The sequence below is a fragment of the Janthinobacterium sp. Mn2066 genome, assembly GCF_049319705.1.
Taxonomy (GTDB): domain Bacteria; phylum Pseudomonadota; class Gammaproteobacteria; order Burkholderiales; family Burkholderiaceae_D; genus Janthinobacterium.
Genome location: NZ_JBMOUF010000007.1, coordinates 206,963 through 228,829 on the forward strand (window position 1 = coordinate 206,963; position 21,867 = coordinate 228,829).

Consider the following 21,867-nt stretch of genomic DNA (forward strand, 5'->3'; position numbering starts at 1 on the left):
CAAGAGTTCGGGGGGAGGATTTTGGCGTGGCGCGCTGCAGGCGCCACCAGGCCCCATCGGGGCTGGATTCAGTGACTGCTCAGGAAGGATAGGCGGGCGCTACAGGAAGGATCGCCGTGCCGAGTTGCTCAAGCGCTCATTCTCGCTGGTGCTCGAATGCCAGTGCGCTGGCGCTGGCATCCGGAGTTCTTTATTAAACAGGCGATAGCAGGGGCGTCAGCCCGTGTCCGAATCTCGGACGCACGCCTCATTCCCCACAATCAACTCACGCGGGCTTCAAGCCACCAATCACGCTCGCCACCTTGGTCGTGATCATATCGACCGCCGGTCCATTGGCGCCATGCGGCAAGATGATGTCGGCGTTGCGCTTGGTGGGTTCGATAAATTGCTTGTGCATCGGGCGTACTGTTTCCAGATATTGCTCGATGACGCTTTCTACTGAACGGCCGCGTTCGGTGATATCCCGTTGCATGCGGCGGATGAAACGCACGTCGGAGGCGGTGTCGACAAAGATCTTCAGCGACATCATGTCGCGCAAGTCTTCGTCATACAGGGCAAACAGGCCTTCGATCACGATCACCGGGGCGGGTTTGACGGAAATGGTCCTGCTGGAGCGGTTGTGCAGCGTGAAGTCGTACTCAGGCATCTCGATCGCTATGCCATTGCGCAAGGCCTGCACGTGTTGCACCAGCAAGGGCCACTCGAAAGCCTGCGGATGGTCGTAATTCTGCTGGCTGCGCACTTCAGGGCTGAGATGGGTTTGGTCGCAGTAATAGTCGTCCTGCATCACGACCGAGACCATGTCCGCGCCAAAGGACGCCAGTACTTGCTGGGAAACGGTGGATTTGCCACTGCCGCTACCGCCAGCGACACCAATGATAAAAGGTTGGAAGGAAATATTGTTCATGCCGAATGATACCGGAACCGCGACCGAACTGACAGGGACAGGTCTGCATCTGGGGGAAAGATATGCTCACGCCTCCATCGCCTGCCATCTGCGCCAGACCCAGGAAGTTACAACAAATTTCTCCCGGCTGTAACCAAATCTCTCCACCCAGCGAACTATCGTCCGAAGCCCCAACGCCAAGCCCCTGGCCGATGGCACAACAGCGTAGCCAATCCCGGCTGCGCCAGATAAAACTTTGTGGAGAAACAAATGATCAAGAATATTTTCATCGCCAGTGCGGTAGCGACCTTGCTGGCGGCTTGCGGTGGCGGGAGCGGCAGCCAGCCTGCACCGGTTTCGCAATTGTTTGCCCAGACCAATGACAGCAGCAATATGGTGGTGCAATATCTGCGCAACACGGATGGCACGCTGACCGCAATGGCGCCAGTCGCGACGGGCGGCAAGGGGACCAATGGCGTGAATTATTTCATGGGCAATACGGTCGCGCCCGATGCGCTGACCAGCAATCACAGCGTGGTGGTGTCCGATGATGGCAAGCAGTTGTTCGTGGCCAATGCGGGTGACAATACGGTCAGCGTCTTCACGATCGCGCCGACTGGCGGCGTGACCTTGCTGGGCGTGTCGACCACGGGCGGTATCCGGCCGACCTCGCTGGCTTTCAATAACGGTGTGTTGTACGTGACGCATCAGCAGGGCGTAAACGAGCTGGGCGCTTACCGCGTGGGCGCCGATGGCAAGCTGACGCAGCTGGGCTCGTACGCGGTGCTGCAGCAGGATGCGCTGCCGACCGAAGTGTCGATCAGCCCTGACCATAAATATGTTGTGGTCAATGGTTTCCTCAGTTCATTGACACCCGTCACGCCGGGCAACACCTTGCTGGCGTTTGCGATCAACAGCGATGGCACCCTGGGCAAGCCGGTCAATTCGGCGACAGTGGGCGTGGGGCCATTTGGCGGTGTGTTCGGCCATGGCGCGCAAGCGAGCGTGTACCTGACGGCGGACGCAGCCGGCACCACGGCCAGCGCCTACAATTTTACGTCCGGCGGCAGCTTTAGCTCGCTGGGCGCCCCGATCACCGTCACGGGCCAGAAGGCGCCGTGCTGGATCGTCATCACGCCAGACAACCGTTTTGTGTATGTGAGCAATGGCAGCGGCGCCGTGTCCCAGTTCTCGCTCGATGCGACAGGCCATTTGACCCTGGTCAACGCCGCCGCGGCTGTTGAACCGGCACTGACTGCGGGCGCATCGAGCTTCGCGGCCGACGCCTGGGTCAGCCCGGATGGCAAGTTCCTGTACCAGGATTTCGCCGGCAACGACAAGATCGTCGTCTACGCCATCGGCAGCGATGGTTCGCTCAAGCGCAGCAGTGAGCAGGTGGTGCACAGCAAGTCGGGCATCAGCTTGCAGGGTTTGGCTGGCGTCTGATTAGCTGGCACGCGAGGGGCAGGGCGCCCCTCGCCCAGATACGCTTACCAGTCGATCTTGCCCGTTTCATCGTAGAAGCCGCCAGTCGGTCCATGCGCGCTCATATTGGCGACGGATACGATGATGGCGGCGCCTTCGGCCGGAGTCTTGCCTTGCATGCCGCTGAGTTTGGTGGCGACCCGGCCCGGGCAGCAGGCGTTGACCCGGATGCCGTCCTGTTCCAGCGATTTTGCCAGCATGACGGTGGCGCCATTGAGGGCCGTCTTGGAAATGGGATAGGCGTAATACAGTTGCTCCGGGTTCATCTTCAGATAATCGCTGGCCAGGAACGAGAAGCGGCCCGCGCCGCTCGAGACATTGACCACGCGTCCTGCCTTTGATTTGCGCAGCAGCGGCACGCATAGCTGCGTCAGCAGCACGGGGCCATGCAGGTTTGCCTGAAACACGGTGGCGATGATGTCCGGGCTGTTGCCCGCCAGGGCGACACCCGCGTTATTGACGAGCAGGTCGAGGCGGTCTTGTTCTTCTTCGATCCGGGCGATGGCGGCGCGCATGCTGGCTTCATCGGCCAGGTCAAGGCGGACCGGGCGCACATCGCCCGCGCCGGATAGTTCGCTTGCGGCAGTGATGCCTTTGTCCCGGTCGCGGCTGGCCAGATACACCGTCATTCCGTCCTGGGCCAGTTGCCGCACCACTTCATATCCCATACCGGAATTTCCACCGGTGACCAGTGCTACTTGCATTGCTTATCTCCTAAAATGGACATGCTCCTGTCGCCGCAGCACAGGAGGCGTTAGACTTGCCGGGCCATCCGGCATACCTGTTCAATTCACTTGAAAATTTCTGCACTGAGTGCAGTTTATCATATGTCGACTTTTGAAATGCAAGACCGCGTAGCGCGTGCCGATGGTGTGCCTGGTGGCGTACGTGAAAGCAAGCGCCGCGCCACGCATCGCCGAATTACCGAGGAGGGCATCCGCCTGTTTCTTGAACGGGGTTATGACGCGACCACCCTGGACGAGATTGCCGCAGCGGCAGAAATCTCGCGTCGCAGCTTCTTTGCCTATTTCAAAAGCAAGGATGAAATCCTGCTGACCTGGCAACGCAGCGGCTGGGAAGATTTGCTGGCTGAAGTGCGGCTGGCGTCTGCCGACGATTCGCCGCTGCAGGTGGTACGCCACGCCTTGTCACGGCGCATGGCGGGTTATGAAACGGCGCAGTTGAAAGCAATTGCCAGGGTCATGTGCAGCAACGAGACCTTGCAAGCGACGCGGTTTTCCGCGTTCGCCGAGCAGGAAAAGACCTTGTTCGAGGTACTGTATGAAAGATGGCCCGAACCCGAGCGCAGGCTGGCGCTACGGCTGGTGGCGATGACCGCCATGGGCGCGCTGCGCGTGGCAGTGGAAAGGTGGGAATTGCCGGATAACCAGCGCTCGCTTGAGCAATTGTTTCTTGAGACTGTCGATGCGCTGGCGGCGTCAATTGCCTGATGCTGGAAAGCTGCTACAAGGGCAAGGGTATCAATGGAGCATGAGGCAATGCCCTTGGTCTATGAACAGGCAATCTACTTTTTGCCTTCCCAGGCCATCTTCACGGCCAGGCCTGTCAGCACGCCACCCATCATCCAGCGCTGCAGCAACACCCATCCGGGGCGCCTTGCCAAGAATCCGGCAATCGATCCAGCCATCACGGCAATCACGGCATTGACTGTCACGCTGATGAGAATTTGAACGCAGCCCAGCGCTATCGATTGTGTCAGTATGCTGCCGTGACCTGGTGTAATAAATTGCGGCAGCAGCGACAAATACATGACGGCGATCTTGGGGTTGGCGAGGTTGGTAATAAACCCCATGAGAAAGAGTTTCCGCGGGCCATCGACCGGCAAGTCGCGCACGGCAAACGCAGAGCGTCCACCCGGCTTGAGGGTTTGCCAGGCCAGGTACAGCAGATAGGCGGCGCCGCCAAAGCGCAGTGCGTCATAGGCGTAGGGCACGGCAAAGACAAAGGCGGTGATGCCGAATGCGGCGCACAGCATGTAGAACAGGAAGCCCAGCGCTACGCCGCCGAGAGAAATGAAGCCTGCGCGCCGCCCCTGGCTGATGGAGCGGGAAATCAGGTAGATCATATTGGGGCCGGGCGTCAAGGCCATGCCCAGCGCGACGAGTCCAAACATCAGTAAGGCGCTTGCATCAGGCACGCTATAGCTCCACAAGAAATAATGTCATGGCCGGCGACACGCCAGCATGCTGACGCTGAGTGGGCCGGGCAGGGAGGCAAAGAGTAGCACAGCTCAACCTTGCTTGTTGGAGATGGAGATTTCAGGGAGCTTGCGTCAGGACCGCCATGCTCAGGCCAGCTTGCGTCTAGGGCAATGATGCCCGCTTTTTTCCGCCAGCTACTGCCTCGAACGCCCTCATCGCGGCCTGCACCGCCAGTTCCAGCTCCCCCCGCGTCGCCCCATCGCGCGCCCGTAGAGACAAGCCTTGCAGCACGGTGGAAATCAACTGCGTCACACCCTCTACATGGGTAGCGTCCAGCTGGCCCTCCTGCACACCACGCTGCAAACGGCTGCGGATGCTGTCGACGTTGCTTCGGCGGATGTTTTCCAGCCGCTGGCACAGCTGGGCGTTGTCGGGCGTGCGGTGGATCAGTCCCAGGACCAGCAGGCAGCCGCCGGCGGGGGCATCCAGGGCGGTATGGATGCTCTCACTGAGCATGGCGCGGATGGCGTCTTTGACTTGCGGCGTGTGTTCGAGCACGTGGATGATCTTGCTGCCCGCTGTGCGCAGGTACAGATCGATGGCTTCATTGAAGGCGGCTTGCTTGGAACCGAAGGCGGCGTAAAAGCTGGGCGGTTTGATGCCCATGGCCGCCGTCAGGTCGGCTACCTGGGTCAGGTCGTAGCCTTTTTCCCAAAATATGATCAATGCCGTTTGCAACGCTTGTTCACGGTCAAACGCGCGCGGGCGGCCTCGGGTGGTCATCGTGTCTGTTCTCCATTACTTGATTTTTGTAACGCATCATACAGAAATCATTGACACGCGTGGCGGCAGGCTTGGATAATTGTTTAATATTGACTACATAAATGGAGCAAGCATGGACAATCACCGCAGCACGCGCGAGACGATCGAGCATTTATTTGCCACTGTAGGCTCTGGCGCCAGCCCGGAACAGATCGCGACGCTGTTCAGTGCCGAGATCGATTGGCATATCGCCGGCGACCTGGCGACCGTGCCGTGGATAGGCCGCAAGGTGGGGCGGGCCGGCGTGGCCGAGTTTTACCAGCAGATACGCGAGCAGCTCATTTCGGAGCGCTTCGAGGTGCACGCCATCCTGGCCGAAGGCGAACGCGGCGTGGTGCTGGGTCAGCTGGCTTCGCGCGCGCGCAGTACCGGCAAGCTGATGGAGACGGCGTTTGCTTTTGATCTGACCGTGCGTGGTGGCTTGATCGTGCGTTGCCATATGCTGGAAGACAGCTATGCCGTGGCGCAAGCTTTGCAGCCCTAACTCTTCACTCCAAAAAATAAGCTCGCCGCAGCGAGCTTATTGACCTCAAGACGACAACATCAGAACTGGTTCATGGTGTTGTCCTTGCCGGCCGCTTTCAACGCGGCTTCACCACTGAAATAATCCTTGTGGTCATCGCCGATGTCCGAGCCCGACATGTTCTGGTGCTTGACGCAGGCGATGCCCTGGCGGATTTCCTTGCGCTGCACGCCGGCCACGTAGCCCAGCATGCCCTGCTCGCCGAAGTATTCCCGGGCCAGGTTGTCGGTCGACAAGGCGGCCGTGTGGTAGGTCGGCAAGGTGATCAGGTGGTGGAAGATGCCGGCTTCGCGGGCCGAGTCGGCCTGGAAGGTGCGGATCTTTTCATCGGCCGTGGCCGCCAGTTCGCTCTGGTCGTATTCCACGCTCATCAGCTGGGACCGCTCATAGGCGGACACGTCCTTACCCTCCGCTTTCATCGCATCGTAGACTTGCTGGCGGAAGTTCAGGGTCCAGTTGAACGAGGGGCTGTTGTTATACACCAGCTTGGCGTTCGGGATCACCTTGCGGATCTCGCTGACCATGCCGCCGATTTGCGCGATATGCGGTTTTTCCGTTTCGATCCACAGCAGGTCGGCGCCGTTTTGCAGCGAGGTGATGCAATCCAATACGCAACGTGCCTCGCCGGTGCCGGCGCGGAACTGGAACAGGTTGCTGGGCAGGCGCTTCGGGCGCAGCAGCTTTCCGTCGCGCTTGATGATCACGTCGCCATTGCCCAGGGCGTCCGCCGACACTTCTTCGCAATCGAGGAAGCTATTGTATTGGTCGCCCAGGTCGCCTGGCGTATTGGTCACGGCGATCTGCTTGGTCAGGCCGGCGCCCAGCGAATCGGTGCGGGCCACGATGATGCCGTCATCCACGCCCAGTTCCAGGAAGGCGTAGCGGATGGCGCGGATCTTGGCCAGGAAATCTTCGTGCGGTACCGTGACTTTACCGTCCTGATGGCCGCATTGTTTCTCGTCGGACACCTGGTTTTCGATCTGGATGCAGCAGGCGCCCGCTTCGATAAACTGCTTGGCCAGCAGATAGGTCGCTTCGGCGTTGCCGAAACCGGCGTCGATGTCGGCGATGATGGGCACCACGTGCGTGACGTGGCCATCGATCTTGGCCTGGATGGCTTGCTTGGCGCTGCCCTCGGCGGCATCGAGCTGGCGGAACAGCCCGCCCAGTTCGCGCGCATCGGCCTGGCGCAAGAAAGTGTACAGCTCGCGGATCAGGCTGGTGACGGCCGTTTTCTCATGCATCGATTGGTCGGGCAGCGGGCCGAATTCGGAGCGCAGCGCGGCCACCATCCAGCCGGACAGGTAGAGGTAGCGGCGGTCGGTGCTGTTGAAGTGTTTCTTGATCGAGATCATCTTTTGCTGGCCGATAAAACCGTGCCAGCAGCCCAGCGACTGCGTGTATTGCGATGGGTCTGCATCGTAGGCGGCCATGTCGGTGCGCATGATCTTGGCCGTATATCTGGCGATGTCCAGGCCCGTCTTGAAACGGTTCTGGGCGCGCATGCGGGCGGCCGACTCGGGATTGATGGCGTTCCATGCGCTGCCTTGTTGCTCTTTCAAACCGGCAACTGCCTTGATGTCGTCTTGATATTGGGACATGTCTATCTCCTGAAGAAAAAAACTAAGTTTGAGAAAATCGTCGAGTCTGCCGCCACGTCTGTTTGTCGCCGCCTGCATGAATTAATAGTAGGCTTTTCGCTCACGATCATCAAGTCTTATATAAGACATATAACTTAATTTAAATCCTTGTTTTTCAATGACTTGCCATAAAAATTTCATGATATGGGATGTATTTTCAAAAAGTGAGAGCGTGTTTGTGGCCGATGACTGCTGTTGTTTTCGCGATGTGAAACAGGTTTTCAGCTTTTGATGTGGCAAGGGTCACCGGGTATCCCAGTTGTACTGAACAAAACACTTTTATGATTTGCTTCGAATCAATTTAATAAAAGGAGACAGCATGAAGATCATCGTCACAGGCGCCAGCAGGGGGGGAAAGCTGTAGTGGATCGGGGAGGGCATGGCTACGCCCGCCCAGGCCCTCATCGAGATGGTCAATATCAATGGATGCGTTAAGCCTGAAATTTCAAGGTTGGCGCAAATAGGCAAACATATGCTGCACATATTCGGTCTTGCCGAGCGGCACGCCGTTGTGGCGCAGGATGTTGTAGGCCGTTACCAGGTGAAAATAGAACTGTGGCGTGGCCCAGTTCACGGCAAATTCATGGCCTGTCATATCGAAGATGAGGCCATCGGCCAATGTGATTGATACTTGCCGATCGGTACCGCCGTCGATCGATGCGCGGTCGGTGGCGGCAAGCATGGCAAGGGTAAGCTCGATCAGCGCCTTTGCCTGCTGCATATTGCTGGGAGTATCGAGTTTGGGCAAAGGTTGCTGCGTCAGCCGGCATATGGTTTCCTGGGCCTGGGTGCACGCAAATTCCACCTGCCTGGCCAGCTTATGCATATCGGGCGCCAGACGCGCGTCGAGCAGGTTTTGGGGATCGAAGCCCAGTGCCGAGGCCCGCTCTTCTCCCTTGATCAGCATGATGTTCAGGGCGCGCAGCATTTGAGCGTAGCAGGGAATGGTGATGGCGTAGACCGACATGGATGCTCCTGGCATGGATGATGCGCTGAAAATGGTTTAAATATTATCATATTGAAATTAATATTTAATTGATAAATTTCTTGCGGGTAATCTTTAAAATCGATGGGATGATTGCTAGTTGACGGTAAAAGTCAGTTTACGTTACGGTATACGTAACTACTTACGTATATCAGATAAAACCCATGTCCACTCTGCAAACCTATGGCTCCCTGGTGCTGGGCAGCCGCCTGCGCCGTCTTTCCGATCAACTGTATGCCGGCGTCGATAGCAGCTACCAGGCGGCTGGTGTCGCACTGAGTTCGCGCTGTTTTCCTTTGTTAATGCTGCTGCGCGACAATGGCCCCACCTCGATCACGGTGCTGGCGGCGCAGATAGGGCAGACGCATCCTGTCGTGGTGCAACTGGGGCGCAAGTTGCTGGATGCTGGCGTGGTGGTGGAAATGTCCGAGCCGAAAGATGAGCGCCGCCGCTTGCTGGCGCTGTCGGAGTCCGGGCAGGCTTTGCTGCGGACCATGGCGCCGCTGTGGAGCGATGTCAAGGCCGCCATCGATGTGGTGCTGGAAGGCAAGGCAGCGGCGTGGATCGCCACCCTGGACAAGATCGAGGCCAGCTTGCAGGAGCAGGCTTTCGGCGAGGTGATTGCCACGTGCCGGCGCCAGCGCGAGCGGGCGGCAGTGGAGATGATCGATTACGAGGCGCAATACGCGGCGGACTTCAAGCGCCTGAATGTCGAGTGGCTGGAGCGCTATTTTTATGTCGAGGCGCTGGACGACCAGGTGCTATCCGATCCGCAAGCGTCGATACTCGATGGCGGCGGGCAAATTTTCCTGGCGCGTCTCGATGGCCGCATCGTCGGCACGTGCAGCTTGATCAGCGCCGGCGCCGATATGTTCGAATTGTCGAAGATGGCCGTCACCCCCGCCTGCCAGGGACTGGGCATTGCGCGCCGCTTGCTGTTGCGTGCATTGCAGGCGTTCGAAGCCAGCGGCGCCAGGCTGCTGTTCCTGGAGTCGAACAGCAAGTTATTACCTGCCATACAGTTGTATGAGAGCACAGGTTTTGTGCACGTGGCGCGGCCCGATGGCGAAGTCCATTATCAGCGGGCCGACGTGTATATGGAGTGGCGCGGCCACCCTGCCTGAGCGGGTGGCAGGGCGCACGCTTGCAGAACGCCCCCATTCTGCGGCGCTCGCGTTACAATATGTCTCCCTCATAACGGAACCTCGGTTCCACTATCACGAGACACAGGCGAGCATGCCCCCATCCCCGATTCCTTTTCCGCAAATGATCGTGCCACCGGAACCCACGCAGGCGCGCAGCAAGCAGGCGTTTGAACGCTTGCTGCAAGTGGGGGAGCAGTTGCTGGCGGAAAACCGCTTTGATGAAATCGGCGTGGCCGACCTGGCCAGGCTGGCCGAAACTTCCGTGGGCACTTTTTATCGCTTGCTGGGCGACAAGGACACCTTGAGCCGTTTGCTGCTGCAGCGCTTTTTTTCCGACATGGTGGAACAAGTCGAGACTTTGACTGAGCTGCATCAATGGGAAGGGCGCAGCCTGGAAGACTTTATTCGCGCCATGGTGGCGATGTTTGTCGGCGTCAATGGCGGCCGACGCGGCGTGCTGCGGGCGCTGATCACGCGCTCGTCGCAAGATGCGCAATTCCGCGACCGGGTGCACCAGATCAACCACTTGATTTCGCAACGCACGGTGGCCGTGCTGGCCAGCAAGTCGGCCAGCATCCGCCATCCCGACCCCACGCAAGCGATGATGGTGATACCGCCCGTGCTGCTGGGGATTCTGAACCAGCATACCTTGACGGGCTCGCTGTCCTTCCTGTCAGCGCCTGCTCTGGAAGATGAATTGGTGCGTGTTGCTTTAAATTACCTGACTTGAGATAAATCCAGATTTAACTTGAAATCGGAATTCTGATTCCGTATTATGTTTCCAACAGCAGGGAAACATATCCCTGCGCTGAACACAAAGCATGTTCAACAGCAAGGAGACAGAATGCGGCGTCACACGACATCCGATGTTCCATTGCATTACCTCGGCCTTGGCCTCGCTAAGCCTGGCGGGCAAAGTGAAGCTATCCTGCTGCTGCATGGCCTGGGTTCCTGCGCGCAAGACTGGCAGCCGCAGATCGAGGCCCTTTCCCCGACGCACCGCCTGATCGTGCCCGACATGCGCGGCCATGGCCGCAGCCCGGCCCCCGATGGCGCCTGGCAAATTGCCGACTTTGCCAACGATATTTTCAATCTGATGGACCAGCTCGACCTGCCGCGTGTCCATGTCGTCGGTTTTTCGCTGGGCGGCATGGTGGGCCTGGAAATGGCCAACCGCGCTCCTGGCCGTATCGCCAGCTTGTGCCTGATCAATTCGCAACCGTTCCAGGGCAGCAAGCCGCCCGCACTGCTGTTTGCCTACTGGCTGCGCCGCACGGTGATCGCCACCTTCGGCTTGAAAACCATGGGCAAGATTATCGGCAAGAAACTCTTTCCCGATCCCAGCCAGCAGCCGCTGGTGGACCGCTTCGCCGCGCAGATGGCGGGCATGCATAAACGCGCCTACCTGGCGGCGCTGGACGCCATCTTTCACTGGCAGATACAGCCACGCTTCGAGACCTTATTGATGCCAGTCAAGATCATGGCGGCCGACCAGGATTACACGCCCGTCGCCAGCAAGCGGGCCTTTGCGGCACAGTTTCACCACTGCGAATTCGAGGTGATTTCGAATTCGCGTCATGCCACGCCCCTGGACCAGGCGCAGCGTGTGAATACCTTGTTGCGGTCCTTCCTTGCTACACATTCAAAATAAATAAACAGGCCACTGCTGTCACGGCAGGGGCCGGGTTTCGTCATTGCAGGACAGGTGCTCGCCAGGTGCGTGCGGGGACCGTGACGTCTTGCGATTTCGCAACCTGGCCATCTGCCCGCGCTGCCAGCGAGCCTGATAACAGGAGACGCCATGAAACTTGCTACACAACTGATACCGATCACCCTGGCCGTTGCAGGAGCTTTCAGCCTGGCCAGCGAGGCCCACGCACAGCAGGCAGCCCCATCCAGTGACGATGCGCAGGCGCAAGAGCGCATGGACACCGTCACAGTCTCGGCCCGCCGCCGCGAAGAACGCTTGCAGGATGTGCCGCTGGCCGTCACGGCGTTTTCTGCCAAGGCACTGGAGCGGGCGAATATCCAGAACCTGGCCGACTTGCAGGAACGGGTGCCCAACCTGACCGTCTACGCCTCGCGCGGCACCAATACCACCCTGACGGCCTTCATCCGTGGTGTAGGCCAGGCGGACCCGGTCTGGGGCGTCGATCCTGGCGTGGGGATTTATTTCGATGACGTGTATATGGCCCGGCCGCAAGGCGCCTTGCTCGATGTATTCGACGTGCAGCGCATCGAAGTGCTGCGCGGCCCGCAAGGCACTTTGTATGGCAAGAACACCATCGGCGGCGCCATCAAATATATCTCGCGTCCGCTGGCCAGGGAAAACACGGCCTCGGCCGAAGTGGGGCTGGGCAACTATCACCAGCGCAATTTCAAGGCGGCTTTTAATGTCGCCAACGAGAACGGCACCTGGCGCGCGCGCCTGGCTGCCGCCAAGCTGGACCGCGACGGCTTTGGCCGCAACACGTTTAATGGCGAACAGGTCAGCGACCAGGACAGCACGGCGGCGCGCATATCCGTCGGCTACTTTCCGCAAGAGATCCCTTTGACTGTCGTGCTGAGCCTGGACGCCACCGACGATAAATCGGGCGTGCGCGGTTTCCAGCGCATGGGCGTGAGCGCCTTCGATCCTTTGCGCCGGCCAGCGAGCACCAGCGCCTACGATATCCAGAGCGGCATGCCGGGCAACAACTTCACGCATAACCGGGGCGGCTCGCTGGTGGCCAATTACACGCTGTCGAATGACTGGTCGCTGAAAGCCATCGCTGCCAAGCGGCGCAGCACCTCCGAGCAAACCATCGATTTCGACGGCTTGCCGCAACCGATCGCCGACGTGTTCGGCGATTCCCACGACGACCAGAAAAGCCTGGAATTGCAGGCGTCCTACAGCGGCGATTACGGCGCCGGCGTGATCGGCCTGTACCGTTTTGAGGGCACGGCGGGTGGCGGCATCTACAATAATTTCCTGGGGCGTCAGTTCACGGCCGCCGTCAGCACGGTAGAGACCGACAGCACGGCACTGTACACGGACTGGACCTGGCCGCTGGGCCAGTTATGGAGCCTGAACGCGGGCGTGCGCCACACGCGCGAAGAAAAGCGCGCCATTGTGCTCAACCGCGCCTTTGCCGATGTGGGTTTCACGCGGCCGATCCAGACGGCGGCCGACTTCGATAAATCGTTGTCGGTCAGCAATACGTCGCCGAAGCTGTCCTTGCGCTACCAGGCATCGAGCACGACCAATCTGTATGGCAACGTCTCGCGCGGTTTTAAATCGGGCGGCTACAACGTGCGCGCCAACAACCTGGTGGTGCCCGATTCGGCTCGTCCTTACCGCGATGAAACACTCGATGCGCTGGAAGTGGGGCTGAAGTACGCCAAGCCGGACGACACGCTGGATGTCAATGTGGCCCTGTTCTACAACCGCTACAAGGATATCCAGTTATCGGTCTTCACCAGCTATGTGCAGCCCGGTGGCTTGCCCGGCTTTTATGGCGACTTCACGAACGCGGGCAAGGCGACCGTGAAAGGCGCGGAGTTCGAATTCTCGTGGCGGCCGAACCGCCAGTGGGATGTGAACGGTTTCGTGGCACTGCTGAGCGCAGGCTATGGCGAATTCCTCAGCGGTGGCCAGAACATTGCGTCTACGCAAAGGTTCAGCAATACGCCGAGCCGGCAAGTGGGCTTGAATCTGACGCGCACGGACCGCAACGTGCTGGGCGGCACCTTGCGCAGCCTGGTCGGCTTTGGCTACCGCAGCAAGGTGTACCCGACCACCGACTTGAGCGAAGTGCTGGCGCAGGGCGGCTACAGCCTGTGGACGGCCGGTGTGGTGTGGGAGGGAATGAAAAACTGGACCTTCAGCTTGCACGGCAGCAACCTGGGCAATAAACGCTACCGCACGGATGGCTACAACATCCCGGCCCTGTACATCCTCGACGGTTTTTATGGACCGCCGCGCCAGGTGATCGCCAAGGCTGGCTACAAGTTTTAAAGCGTTGTAACCCAGGGGCAGTCCCGCCGGGACTGACCCCAGCATTTAATCCTGAGCATTCATGGAGATGAGCATGGCCTATCTGCGTTTGCATCTGCGTCACTTTTTATCCACCCTGATCACCGCCTGCGGCTTGCTGGCCGCGCTGCCGGCCAGCGCCGGCCAATGGGATTTTGGCCTGTACGCCAGCCTGTGGGGCTCGCGCGAATACCAGGTCTGGCTGCCGACCAATTACCAGTCGGGCACGCCTTTACCGGTGGTGTTGATGCTGCATGGCTGCGGTTCCGAGCCGAACAGCATGGCGGCCGTCAGCCGCTACAACGAACTGGCCGACCGCGAGAATTTTATCGTCGTGTATCCGCGCCAGAATGCCACGGCCAACCCTATGCGCTGCTGGAATTTCATGTTGCCGCTGAACCAGGAGCGGGGCACGGGCGAACCGGCCGTCTTCATGGGCATCTTGAACAAGGTCAAGAGTAAATACAGCGTCGATGAGCACCGCGTGTACGTCACGGGCATCTCGGCTGGCGGCGCGATGGCCTCCATCATGGCCGCCTGTTATTCCGATGTGTTCGCCGCCGTGATGGTGCATTCGGGCGGCATGTACAAGGGCGCGACGGGCCTGGTGACGGCGGCCGATTCGCTGTTCAATGGCAGCTCGTTCGACCCGAAAGTGCGCGGCAAGGATGCCTGGCGCTGTTCCGGTTCGCCGCGCCGCCTGATGCCGACCATGGTGTTTCACGGCACGGCGGACATCGTCGTCAACCCGATCAATGGCGAACAAACCATCGAGCAATTCTTGCAGACCAGCGATTACGGCGACGATGGCCTGGACAATGACAGCGTGCGCTACCGTGCCGACAGCATCGTGCGCCAGACGGTGCCGTATGGCCGCAGCTACAGCATCGACACCTATGTTGCGAATGGTATCGTGGTCGCGCAGAAATACACGGTGGAAGGCATGAACCACGCGTGGAGCGGTGGTCCTCCGGGCTGGCCGTTCAGCGATGAACTGGGTCCGGACGCCACCACCATCAGCTGGAATTTTTTCAAGAATTACCAGCGCTGACCTTGTTTTACTTCAACAGCCGCTGCATGAAGACATTGAAGAAGCGCGGCTGGTCCGAGGCCAGGCAGACCTGGGCGTTGGGCTTGCCCGCACCCTCCCGCGTGTAGCCGTCATCGGTGACGGTGATGTGCAGCGGCGTGACGGGGCAGCTGGCCGGGTCGATCAGATAGGTGACGGGCACCACGTCGAACAGTGACGGCATATTGCTGGACCACGGTTGATACGCATCAATCCACTGGTGATACAGCAGGGTGATGGCGTCCGTCACGGGCGAGCCGTGGCCGAAGATGGCGTTGCGCTCGACTTCATCGAGGCGTATCTGGGTCGAGTCGAGCGGCATCATGACGATGGGCACGCCGGAACCGAACAGCGCCTGCGCGCCCTTGACGTCCGAGGCAATGTTGTATTCCTTGTCGGCCGGACGGCTGGGCACGTACTGCGATTTGCGGTAGCCGGCGCGTACCGAGCCGCCCATCATGACGACCTGTTTCAAGTTCCCGAAAGCGGTCTTGTCGCGCGCAATGGCGGCGCCCACATTGGTCAGTGGACCTAATGCCAGCAAAGTTATCTGGCCGGGCTGGCGCGCCGCTTCGCGCAAGATGAAATCGACGGCGCCCAACTGCGGTGCGGGCGCCTGTCCGCGCTGCGCATAACGCGCTTGCGTGAACGGCGTCGGGTTGTTGCTGGTCACGATGCCTTGCGCGACAGGAATGCCGGCATGGCCCGTGTCGCGCAGCAGGCGTTCCAGCAGGCGGCCGCGCAAGGCCGTGTCGCCCCATGCCGTGGTGATGCCGACGATCTCGATGTCGGGGCTTTGCAGCAACAGCGCCAGGGCGAAGGCGTCATCGATATCATCGCCGATATCCATGTCGACGATCACTTTATGGACGGGCTGGACCGCTGGCGCAGCAAAGGCCGCGTTGGTCCACAGGGTGGCGGCCAGGAGGGGAAGCAAAGAACGAAGCAAAAGACGGCGCAGTAGCATGGCGAACCTGAAGAAGGGTTGGGGGCGGGCCGATTTTAGCAGGCAGGCACAGACTCGGTACAATGGCCGACACCCGTATCCATGTGAAAGCTGTTATGTTGCCTTCTCGTCTATTGCTCATCGCCATGTCCTTAGCCGTGTGCTTATTCATGCTGGGCGGCTGCGCCAGCCTGGACATGCCCTCGACCGCTTACACGGCCGCCTTCGAGCAGGCGGCCAGCCAGGACAGCATGCGCGCCGAGTGCGACTGGAGCGTGCATTACGCGCCGGTAGCGGTGCCGGGCGCCAGCTTAGCCCAGTTGAAGACGATCGCCACCAGCCGCCTGGCGGCCTTGCAGCTGACACCGTCCTGGCAACTGGACATGCCCGAAAGCCAGGCGCACAGCTTCACCGATAGCGCGCAAGACCGGGCCGGCCTGCAATTGCTGCTGAGCATAGTGCTGCCCGCGCTGGAACGCTATCCCGTTTCCGTCTTTGCGCAGACGGGCTTGCGCCATGTGGTGCTGGTAAAAGACTTGAGCGTGGACGGCCAGCGCCGCCTGGCTATGCCGGCGCCCGAAATCGATAGCGTGGTGTATGCCGACAATATGCTGGCCGCGCTGTGCCCATCCGGCATGGAAATGCGCGTGCATCACGAGTTTTACCATTTCATTGAATACCGTCAATTCAACGATTTTTACTACCGCGACCCCGTCTGGCTGGCCCTGAATCCGCCCGACACCAAATATGGCCACGGCGGCGTGACAGCCTACGGCAAAGGCTTCCAGAACCTGGGCCACCCGCACCCCGGCATGGTCAGCATGTACGCCGAATACGGCCCCGAGGAAGACAAGGCCGAAGTGTTTGGCTGGATGATGACGCCCGTGTATGCGGCGCGGCTGCAGCAGTGGACACGCGACGATGCGGCGTTGTCGGCCAAGCGCCAGTTGCTGCAGGATGTCTTGCGTCTGAAATCGGTGGCGGCATCAGGCGGATAAAGTGCATGACAGCGTGGCGTCACGGCATCACCCGCTGACGCTATAATCTGCGCCTGGGCGGTGCCCGCTCTTGATCCCTCTGCTAAAGGAATGACATGCCAGCATGCCTCGTGCGCCCCATGGTGCTTTTTGTCTTGTCGGCTGCCCTGGTATCGGCCAGCGCTTTTGCCGATGATGTGACGGCGACCGCCGCAGAACGCGCGTCGCTGTTGCAGTTTTATGGACAGCAATACCCGGACCAGCCGGCTGCGCGCACGGTGTTCCACAGCGTGCCGGTGGTGGGGGGGCATTTGCGCGAATTGGTGGGCAGCGTGGAAACGGCGCCGTATCGGGGGCATGGCGCGCTGTGCCGTACGCAGCGCACGAAATTCGTGCTGCAGGGAACGGGCAAGCAGGAGCGCTGGCAAGAGGCGGGCATCGAGTATTACGCCTGGCTGGACCGTGGCGCATGCCGGCCCGTGGCCGAACCGGTGCGTCTGCTGCAAAGGGTGCCCGATACGGAACTGGAAGGCGTCTTGCTGTACCAGAAGCCGCTGCTGGAACGGGCACGTTTGTTGATGGCTGGCAATACGGCCTGTGCCCCGCTGCGTTCGCTCAAATTCAGCCTGGCGGCGGTCGATGTGGGCGCGTCCGTGCGCCATGATGAAGAGCGTTATGCGCTGGTGTTCAAGAGCGACCGCGACAGCTATGCACGGGTCTGGCTGCGCAAGAGCGCAGGGCAATATGATGCCTGGAATGTGACTTGCCCGCCGATGCTGTAAGCTGCGTGCCTGTTATTGATCCTCACACTGAATTTAGCACTTATGAATCCGAATTCCACTTCCGCCCGCAGCTGGGGCACCATCGTGACGCATAGCGACGAAATGGCCATCATCTACCGCTATGTCGATACCTTCCATGACGACTGGGATTTGTCGTCGCAGCCGGACCGCATCATCATCGCCTGGCGTTATGAAGATGAAACCGGCATGCCGGCGCCGAATGAACGCGAGCACATGGAAGAGCTGGAAGCGGCGCTGGAACCGGTGGTCGAACAGGATGGCTTTTCTACGCTGGCGCTGGTCTCGACCGGTGAAAACCTGCGTGAATGGATTTATTACACGCAGTCGGGCGAAGACTTTTTCAACCGCCTCAACACGGCGCTGGCCGACCGTCCGAAGTTCCCGATTGAAATTCGCAGCGCCGCCGATCCCGCCTGGTCGACCTATTCCAGCTTCATGGCCGCACTGCCCAAGTAAGTTCTACGTCAACGCGCTCACCACGATGCGCGTGGCTGCCGTGATGATGTCCTGGTTGGTGGGCGCGTCTTGCTGTTCGCGCGTGTAGTACACGGCGATCACCAGCGGTGCACCGCTGGCCGGCCAGGTCACGCCGATATCGTTGACGGTGCCGTAGGCGCCCGAGCCTGTCTTGTCGGCTGCGCTCCAGCCGGCCGGCAGGCCGGCGCGGATGCGCTGGTCGCCGGTCGTGTTGCCGCGCATCCATGTTTCCAGTTGCTGGCGCTGCGGCGCAGGCAAGCTGTTCCCTAACAACAATTGTTGCAGGCTGTGCGCCATCGACGCAGGGCTGGCCGTGTCACGCACTTCGCCGGGGATGGCGCTATTCAATGCCGTTTCCCAGCGTTCCAGCTGGAACACCGGGTTGCCGATGCTGCGCGCAAAGGCCGTGACAGCGTGCGGGCCGCCCAGTAGTTTCATCAGGAAATTGGCAGCGCTGTTGTCGCTGTATTGCAGGGCGGCGGCGCACAGCGCGGCCACCGTCATGCCGTCCGCCAGGTGTTTTTCCGTCAGCGGCGAATACGTGACCAACTCCCTGGCCGTATAGCGGATGGTTTTTTCCAGCAAGCCTGGCTCGCTGGCGCTGCGGGCCAGCACGGCGGCGGCCAGCATGGCCTTGAAGGTGCTGCATACGGGAAAGCGTTCATCGGCGCGATGGGCGATGCGCGCGCCGCCATCCGTGCGCCAGGCGGAAACGCCCAGGCGCCCACCGGCTTGTTGCTCCAGCGCCGTCAGTTGTGCGTGCGCGGCAGCAGGCGTGGTGCCAGCCAGTAATAGGCCGGATGGGAAAAACAGGGCGGCGCCGGCAGCCAGCAGATAATGGCGGCGTTGTATGCTGGACAAGGTAGCAGTCATGGTCGTGTCGATTTTCTATCAAGGGTGGGATAGGGTAGCGAGCAATTCGGCGATCGCTTGCAGGTTGGCCGGTTTGGTTAAGTGATGGTCGAAGCCGGCCGCATTCGACAGGCTGCGGTCGTTTTCTGCGCCCCAGCCGGTCAGCGCGACCAGCACCAGTTGCGCGCCCGCCGGCGTCTGGCGCAACGCGCGGGCCACCTCGTAGCCGCTCATGCCGGGCAGGCCGATATCGAGGAAGATCACGTCGGGAGCAAATTGCGGCGCCACGGCCAGTGCCTGGACGCCATCGTGCGCCACTTGCGTGGCATGGCCCATCATGCCGAGCACGGCGGCCAGGGTTTCGGCCGCATCGATATTGTCGTCCACCACCAGCACGCGGAAATGCTGTTCTGGCGGCGCGGGCGTGGCATCCTGGCTGGCGGGCAATACCGGCAAGCTGGCCGCCAGCGGCAGGCGCACGGTGAAGGTGCTGCCCCGGCAGGCGCCGTTGCTGGCCGCCGTGGCGCTGCCGCCATGCAATTGCGCCAGGCGCCGTACCAGCGACAGGCCGATGCCCAGGCCACCCTGGGCGCGGCCCATGTTTTGTCCCACTTGCGTGAACATGTCAAAGATGGAGTCCAGCGCTTCGTGCGGGATGCCGATGCCGCTGTCGCGCACCTGGATCACGGCATCGCCGCCATCGCGTTTTGCCGTGAGGTTGATATGGCCACCGGCCGGCGTGTATTTGGCGGCATTGTTGAGCAGATTGCCCAGCACTTGCGCCAAACGGGTTGGATCGGCGTCGAGCGGCAGCGCCTGCTCGTCCAGCTCGACTTGCAACTGGTGCCGGTTGGCATCGATCAACGGCATGCCCGTCTCCACTGCGGCGGCGATCACGGTTTTCAGTTCCAGCCGCTCCAGCTTGAGCTCGATCTGCCCCCGCGTGATACGGGCCACGTCGAGCAAGTCATTTACCAGGTGCACCATCTGGTTCACCTGCCGTTCCATCACGTCGCGCACGCGCGTCACCGTGGCGGGCTGGTCGGCTGCCAGGCGCATGATTTGCAAACCGTTGCGGATGGGCGCCAGCGGATTGCGCAATTCGTGCGCCAGGGTGGCCAGGAATTCGGTCTTGCGCCGGTCCATCTCCGACAGGTTGTCGGCCAGCTGGCGCAATTGCCGTTCCGAACGTTTGCGTTCAGAAATATCGCTGAACAGCACGGCCAGCTTGCGGCTGCCGGCGCCGCCCACGCGCGCCGCAAAGATATCGAACCAGCGGTCCATCGCATGCGCTTCGTTTTCATAGCGCACGGCCTGGCCTGTCTTGAGCACCTGGTCGTACAAGGTGAACCAGTGCTGGTCGTGATCGGGCACCATCTCGCGTATCGTGCGGCCGATGGCGTTTTCCAGTCCCGACTGCTTGACGAAGGCCGGGTTGCCTTCCAGGTAGCGGAAATCAACGGGAGCGCCGTCGTCGTCGTACAGCATTTCAATGATGCAGAAGGCCTGGTCCATCAAGGCGATCAGGGTGCTGTAGCGTTCCTCGCTACGGCGCAGTGCATCTTCTACCTGTTTCTGGCGCGTGATGTCGAGTATCACGCCCGGCAATTGCAAGGGAGCGCCATCCGAACCGTATTCGACCCGGCCCCGCGCCAGCACATGGCGGTAGTGGCCCTCGGTCCCCAGCACGCGGTAGTCGGCCTCGAAGGGCTGGTGCTGCGCTATCGCCTGCCTGATCAGTATGTCCAGCCTGGCGCGGTCGTCAGGGTGGATCAATTCCATATAGTGTGCCAGCGGCTGTGCCGGCTGCGTGGTGTCGACGGCAAACAGGCGCGCCATATTGCTGTCGGCCGTGACCCGGTCGGCCGCGATATCCCAGTTCCAGATGGCCACTTCGCCAGCGGCCAGGGTCAGGCGCAGGGCTTCTTCATTTTGCTTGCTGGTGGTGAGGTCGAGCGAGATGCCGGACAGGGCGATCACCTTGCCGGCGCCGTCGCTGGTGCAAGTGCCGCGCATGTGCGCCCAGTGCAGCGAGCCGTCGGGCCAGCGCACGCGTATCTCGATTTCGAAATCGCTGGCGGTGGCGATCGCCGCGTGGACCACTGCGCGCCAGTGTGCCTGGTCGCCGTCAAGCATGGCGCCCGTCAGGCGCGGATAGTCGATGCGGGCATCGGCTGGGAAACCGAAGTTGGCCTTGCAGGCATCGGAACATTCCATGCTGCCGCTGCCCAGGTCGATTTCCCAGGTGCCCATGCGCCCGCCCTGCATGGCCAGGCGCAAGCGCTGTTCCGTCTGGCGCTGCGCCGTCACGTCGCAATGCGAGCCGACCCATTCGCGGATGCCGCCATCTGGACCGTAGACGGGCAGCATGCGCACCACGACGTTGCGGTAGGCGCCGCTGACATGGCGCAGCCGGTATTCGGCTTCAAACACACGGCTCAGGTTTGAGGGCATCACGTGGGGCATGGCCCGGTCGTCGGGATGCACGGCGTTGAGCCAGCCGCGCCCCAGCATTTCAGTTTCGCTTTGGCCTGTGTAGGCGCGCCAGCTGGGCTGGTCGGCGTCGAACTGGCCGAAGGTGCGCGTGCTCCAGACAATATCGCAGTGCGCGCCCAGCAAGAGACGCGCGCGCTGTTCGCTTTCAGCCAGGTGGCGGGCGGCATTCAAGGGGCCGCTGATGTCATGCAGGATGACCAGCACGCTGCCCTTGTCATTCCCCTTGTGATTACCCTTATCTTGCGGCGCGGGCAAAAGGGTCAGCCTGGCTTGCCAGTGCGTGCCATCGCCAGCCAATAGCGTGGTCCATTCTGCCGCGCCATGATCCCAGGCGCGTTGCAAGGCTTGCGCTGCTGCCGCGCGGTTGTCGCCTGTCCATAATTGCGGCCAATGTGTACCCAACAGGCAAGACCGTGCAGCCGCATTGGGCGCGCCGACGGCACCTGTGGGATCGACGGTAAACATCGGGTCGGCGCCATGCTCGTAGGCATACCAGGCGGGTGAGAAGGGCGCGCTGTCGGGCTGGCTAATTTGGGGCATGGGAGGTAGGTATTGGTGCAGCGCAGTGATTTCCGCACAAGATT

Annotated in this window: 20 protein-coding genes; 11 read left to right on the plus strand and 9 right to left on the minus strand. The window is 60.8% G+C overall.

From position 1 onward, the window contains the following. Window positions 1–265: 265 nt before the first annotated feature. The gene (udk, locus tag ACL9RI_RS15370; RefSeq protein ID WP_422727386.1) at window positions 266–907 is read right to left on the minus strand and encodes a uridine kinase; all 642 of its coding nucleotides are present in this window, start codon (window positions 905–907) and stop codon (window positions 266–268) included. A 249-nt stretch (window positions 908–1,156) separates the two neighbouring features. Between udk and ACL9RI_RS15375 the strand changes: the two genes are divergently transcribed. Then, window positions 1,157–2,332, plus strand: coding sequence for a lactonase family protein (locus tag ACL9RI_RS15375; protein ID WP_422727387.1), 1,176 nt, complete (start codon window positions 1,157–1,159; stop codon window positions 2,330–2,332). A 44-nt stretch (window positions 2,333–2,376) separates the two neighbouring features. Here the strand turns inward: ACL9RI_RS15375 and ACL9RI_RS15380 are convergent, their stop codons facing one another. Further along, complete coding sequence (locus ACL9RI_RS15380) at window positions 2,377–3,075, minus strand: SDR family NAD(P)-dependent oxidoreductase (RefSeq protein WP_422727388.1); 699 nt, start codon at window positions 3,073–3,075, stop codon at window positions 2,377–2,379. Between the two features lie 123 nt (window positions 3,076–3,198). On the opposite strand from ACL9RI_RS15380, the gene ACL9RI_RS15385 reads away from it, so the two are divergent. Further along, on the plus strand, window positions 3,199–3,822 hold the full coding sequence (locus ACL9RI_RS15385) for a TetR/AcrR family transcriptional regulator (RefSeq protein ID WP_422727389.1): 624 nt from the start codon (window positions 3,199–3,201) through the stop codon (window positions 3,820–3,822). A gap of 74 nt (window positions 3,823–3,896) precedes the next feature. Here the strand turns inward: ACL9RI_RS15385 and ACL9RI_RS15390 are convergent, their stop codons facing one another. Further along, entirely contained in the window at window positions 3,897–4,505 is a 609-nt protein-coding gene (locus ACL9RI_RS15390) for a LysE family translocator (RefSeq protein ID WP_422727390.1), read from the minus strand. A gap of 190 nt (window positions 4,506–4,695) precedes the next feature. Next, window positions 4,696–5,316 (minus strand): TetR/AcrR family transcriptional regulator, encoded by a 621-nt coding sequence (locus tag ACL9RI_RS15395; RefSeq protein ID WP_422727391.1) that lies wholly within the window; start codon window positions 5,314–5,316, stop codon window positions 4,696–4,698. Window positions 5,317–5,428: 112 nt separating this feature from the next. Between ACL9RI_RS15395 and ACL9RI_RS15400 the strand changes: the two genes are divergently transcribed. Further along, a complete protein-coding gene (locus ACL9RI_RS15400) occupies window positions 5,429–5,839 on the plus strand; it encodes a nuclear transport factor 2 family protein (RefSeq protein WP_422727392.1) in 411 nt (136 codons plus the stop codon). A 59-nt stretch (window positions 5,840–5,898) separates the two neighbouring features. Here ACL9RI_RS15400 and ACL9RI_RS15405 read toward each other — a convergent pair whose 3' ends face one another. Both ACL9RI_RS15405 and ACL9RI_RS15410 read right to left on the minus strand, forming a co-directional pair. Further along, on the minus strand, window positions 5,899–7,479 hold the full coding sequence (locus ACL9RI_RS15405) for an isocitrate lyase (RefSeq protein ID WP_422727393.1): 1,581 nt from the start codon (window positions 7,477–7,479) through the stop codon (window positions 5,899–5,901). Between the two features lie 484 nt (window positions 7,480–7,963). After that, entirely contained in the window at window positions 7,964–8,485 is a 522-nt protein-coding gene (locus tag ACL9RI_RS15410) for a DUF1993 domain-containing protein (protein ID WP_422727394.1), read from the minus strand. A gap of 182 nt (window positions 8,486–8,667) precedes the next feature. Here ACL9RI_RS15410 and ACL9RI_RS15415 point away from each other — a divergent pair, with 182 nt between their 5' ends. The 5 genes from ACL9RI_RS15415 (at window position 8,668) to ACL9RI_RS15435 (ending at window position 14,714) form a co-directional block, all read left to right on the plus strand. Further along, window positions 8,668–9,627, plus strand: coding sequence for a bifunctional helix-turn-helix transcriptional regulator/GNAT family N-acetyltransferase (locus ACL9RI_RS15415; protein ID WP_422727395.1), 960 nt, complete (start codon window positions 8,668–8,670; stop codon window positions 9,625–9,627). A 112-nt stretch (window positions 9,628–9,739) separates the two neighbouring features. Further along, on the plus strand, window positions 9,740–10,378 hold the full coding sequence (locus ACL9RI_RS15420; protein ID WP_422727396.1) for a TetR/AcrR family transcriptional regulator: 639 nt from the start codon (window positions 9,740–9,742) through the stop codon (window positions 10,376–10,378). Between the two features lie 114 nt (window positions 10,379–10,492). Next, window positions 10,493–11,299: an alpha/beta fold hydrolase gene (locus ACL9RI_RS15425; RefSeq protein ID WP_422727397.1), complete on the plus strand. Its 807-nt coding sequence runs from the start codon at window positions 10,493–10,495 to the stop codon at window positions 11,297–11,299. 150 nt (window positions 11,300–11,449) lie between these two features. Then, a complete protein-coding gene (locus tag ACL9RI_RS15430) occupies window positions 11,450–13,645 on the plus strand; it encodes a TonB-dependent receptor (RefSeq protein WP_422727398.1) in 2,196 nt (731 codons plus the stop codon). Between the two features lie 73 nt (window positions 13,646–13,718). Continuing rightward, complete coding sequence (locus ACL9RI_RS15435) at window positions 13,719–14,714, plus strand: alpha/beta hydrolase family esterase (RefSeq protein ID WP_422727399.1); 996 nt, start codon at window positions 13,719–13,721, stop codon at window positions 14,712–14,714. Window positions 14,715–14,721: 7 nt separating this feature from the next. Here the strand turns inward: ACL9RI_RS15435 and ACL9RI_RS15440 are convergent, their stop codons facing one another. Continuing rightward, window positions 14,722–15,669 (minus strand): nucleoside hydrolase, encoded by a 948-nt coding sequence (locus ACL9RI_RS15440; RefSeq protein ID WP_422727400.1) that lies wholly within the window; start codon window positions 15,667–15,669, stop codon window positions 14,722–14,724. Between the two features lie 155 nt (window positions 15,670–15,824). On the opposite strand from ACL9RI_RS15440, the gene ACL9RI_RS15445 reads away from it, so the two are divergent. From ACL9RI_RS15445 to ACL9RI_RS15455, 3 genes are all read left to right on the plus strand, one after another. Continuing rightward, window positions 15,825–16,676, plus strand: coding sequence for a hypothetical protein (locus tag ACL9RI_RS15445; RefSeq protein WP_422727401.1), 852 nt, complete (start codon window positions 15,825–15,827; stop codon window positions 16,674–16,676). 95 nt (window positions 16,677–16,771) lie between these two features. Continuing rightward, a complete protein-coding gene (locus ACL9RI_RS15450; RefSeq protein WP_422727402.1) occupies window positions 16,772–17,437 on the plus strand; it encodes a hypothetical protein in 666 nt (221 codons plus the stop codon). Between the two features lie 42 nt (window positions 17,438–17,479). Beyond that, window positions 17,480–17,914 carry a DUF695 domain-containing protein gene (locus ACL9RI_RS15455; protein WP_422727403.1) on the plus strand — a complete coding sequence of 145 codons (435 nt, stop codon included), beginning with the start codon at window positions 17,480–17,482 and terminating at the stop codon, window positions 17,912–17,914. A gap of 3 nt (window positions 17,915–17,917) precedes the next feature. Here the strand turns inward: ACL9RI_RS15455 and bla are convergent, their stop codons facing one another. Both bla and ACL9RI_RS15465 read right to left on the minus strand, forming a co-directional pair. Further along, window positions 17,918–18,808, minus strand: a complete 891-nt coding sequence (gene bla / locus ACL9RI_RS15460) for a class A beta-lactamase (protein WP_422727404.1) — start codon at window positions 18,806–18,808, stop codon at window positions 17,918–17,920. 18 nt (window positions 18,809–18,826) lie between these two features. Continuing rightward, on the minus strand, window positions 18,827–21,823 hold the full coding sequence (locus tag ACL9RI_RS15465; RefSeq protein WP_422727405.1) for a PAS domain-containing protein: 2,997 nt from the start codon (window positions 21,821–21,823) through the stop codon (window positions 18,827–18,829). Between the last annotated feature and the right edge of the window lie 44 nt (window positions 21,824–21,867).

What these genes read in the sequence shown, in the direction of transcription:
- ACL9RI_RS15425 (WP_422727397.1), top strand. Translation starts at nt 10,493, where the DNA reads ATGCGGCGTCACACGACATCCGATGTTCCATTGCATTACCTCGGCCTT.
- ACL9RI_RS15410 (WP_422727394.1), bottom strand. Translation starts at nt 8,485, where the DNA reads ATGTCGGTCTACGCCATCACCATTCCCTGCTACGCTCAAATGCTGCGC.
- udk (WP_422727386.1), bottom strand. Translation starts at nt 907, where the DNA reads ATGAACAATATTTCCTTCCAACCTTTTATCATTGGTGTCGCTGGCGGT.
- ACL9RI_RS15390 (WP_422727390.1), bottom strand. Translation starts at nt 4,505, where the DNA reads ATGTTTGGACTCGTCGCGCTGGGCATGGCCTTGACGCCCGGCCCCAAT.
- ACL9RI_RS15395 (WP_422727391.1), bottom strand. Translation starts at nt 5,316, where the DNA reads ATGACCACCCGAGGCCGCCCGCGCGCGTTTGACCGTGAACAAGCGTTG.
- ACL9RI_RS15415 (WP_422727395.1), top strand. Translation starts at nt 8,668, where the DNA reads ATGTCCACTCTGCAAACCTATGGCTCCCTGGTGCTGGGCAGCCGCCTG.
- ACL9RI_RS15405 (WP_422727393.1), bottom strand. Translation starts at nt 7,479, where the DNA reads ATGTCCCAATATCAAGACGACATCAAGGCAGTTGCCGGTTTGAAAGAG.
- ACL9RI_RS15385 (WP_422727389.1), top strand. Translation starts at nt 3,199, where the DNA reads ATGTCGACTTTTGAAATGCAAGACCGCGTAGCGCGTGCCGATGGTGTG.
- ACL9RI_RS15445 (WP_422727401.1), top strand. Translation starts at nt 15,825, where the DNA reads ATGTCCTTAGCCGTGTGCTTATTCATGCTGGGCGGCTGCGCCAGCCTG.
- ACL9RI_RS15420 (WP_422727396.1), top strand. Translation starts at nt 9,740, where the DNA reads ATGCCCCCATCCCCGATTCCTTTTCCGCAAATGATCGTGCCACCGGAA.
- ACL9RI_RS15400 (WP_422727392.1), top strand. Translation starts at nt 5,429, where the DNA reads ATGGACAATCACCGCAGCACGCGCGAGACGATCGAGCATTTATTTGCC.
- ACL9RI_RS15455 (WP_422727403.1), top strand. Translation starts at nt 17,480, where the DNA reads ATGAATCCGAATTCCACTTCCGCCCGCAGCTGGGGCACCATCGTGACG.
- ACL9RI_RS15465 (WP_422727405.1), bottom strand. Translation starts at nt 21,823, where the DNA reads ATGCCCCAAATTAGCCAGCCCGACAGCGCGCCCTTCTCACCCGCCTGG.
- bla (WP_422727404.1), bottom strand. Translation starts at nt 18,808, where the DNA reads ATGACTGCTACCTTGTCCAGCATACAACGCCGCCATTATCTGCTGGCT.
- ACL9RI_RS15450 (WP_422727402.1), top strand. Translation starts at nt 16,772, where the DNA reads ATGCCAGCATGCCTCGTGCGCCCCATGGTGCTTTTTGTCTTGTCGGCT.
- ACL9RI_RS15375 (WP_422727387.1), top strand. Translation starts at nt 1,157, where the DNA reads ATGATCAAGAATATTTTCATCGCCAGTGCGGTAGCGACCTTGCTGGCG.
- ACL9RI_RS15435 (WP_422727399.1), top strand. Translation starts at nt 13,719, where the DNA reads ATGGCCTATCTGCGTTTGCATCTGCGTCACTTTTTATCCACCCTGATC.
- ACL9RI_RS15430 (WP_422727398.1), top strand. Translation starts at nt 11,450, where the DNA reads ATGAAACTTGCTACACAACTGATACCGATCACCCTGGCCGTTGCAGGA.
- ACL9RI_RS15380 (WP_422727388.1), bottom strand. Translation starts at nt 3,075, where the DNA reads ATGCAAGTAGCACTGGTCACCGGTGGAAATTCCGGTATGGGATATGAA.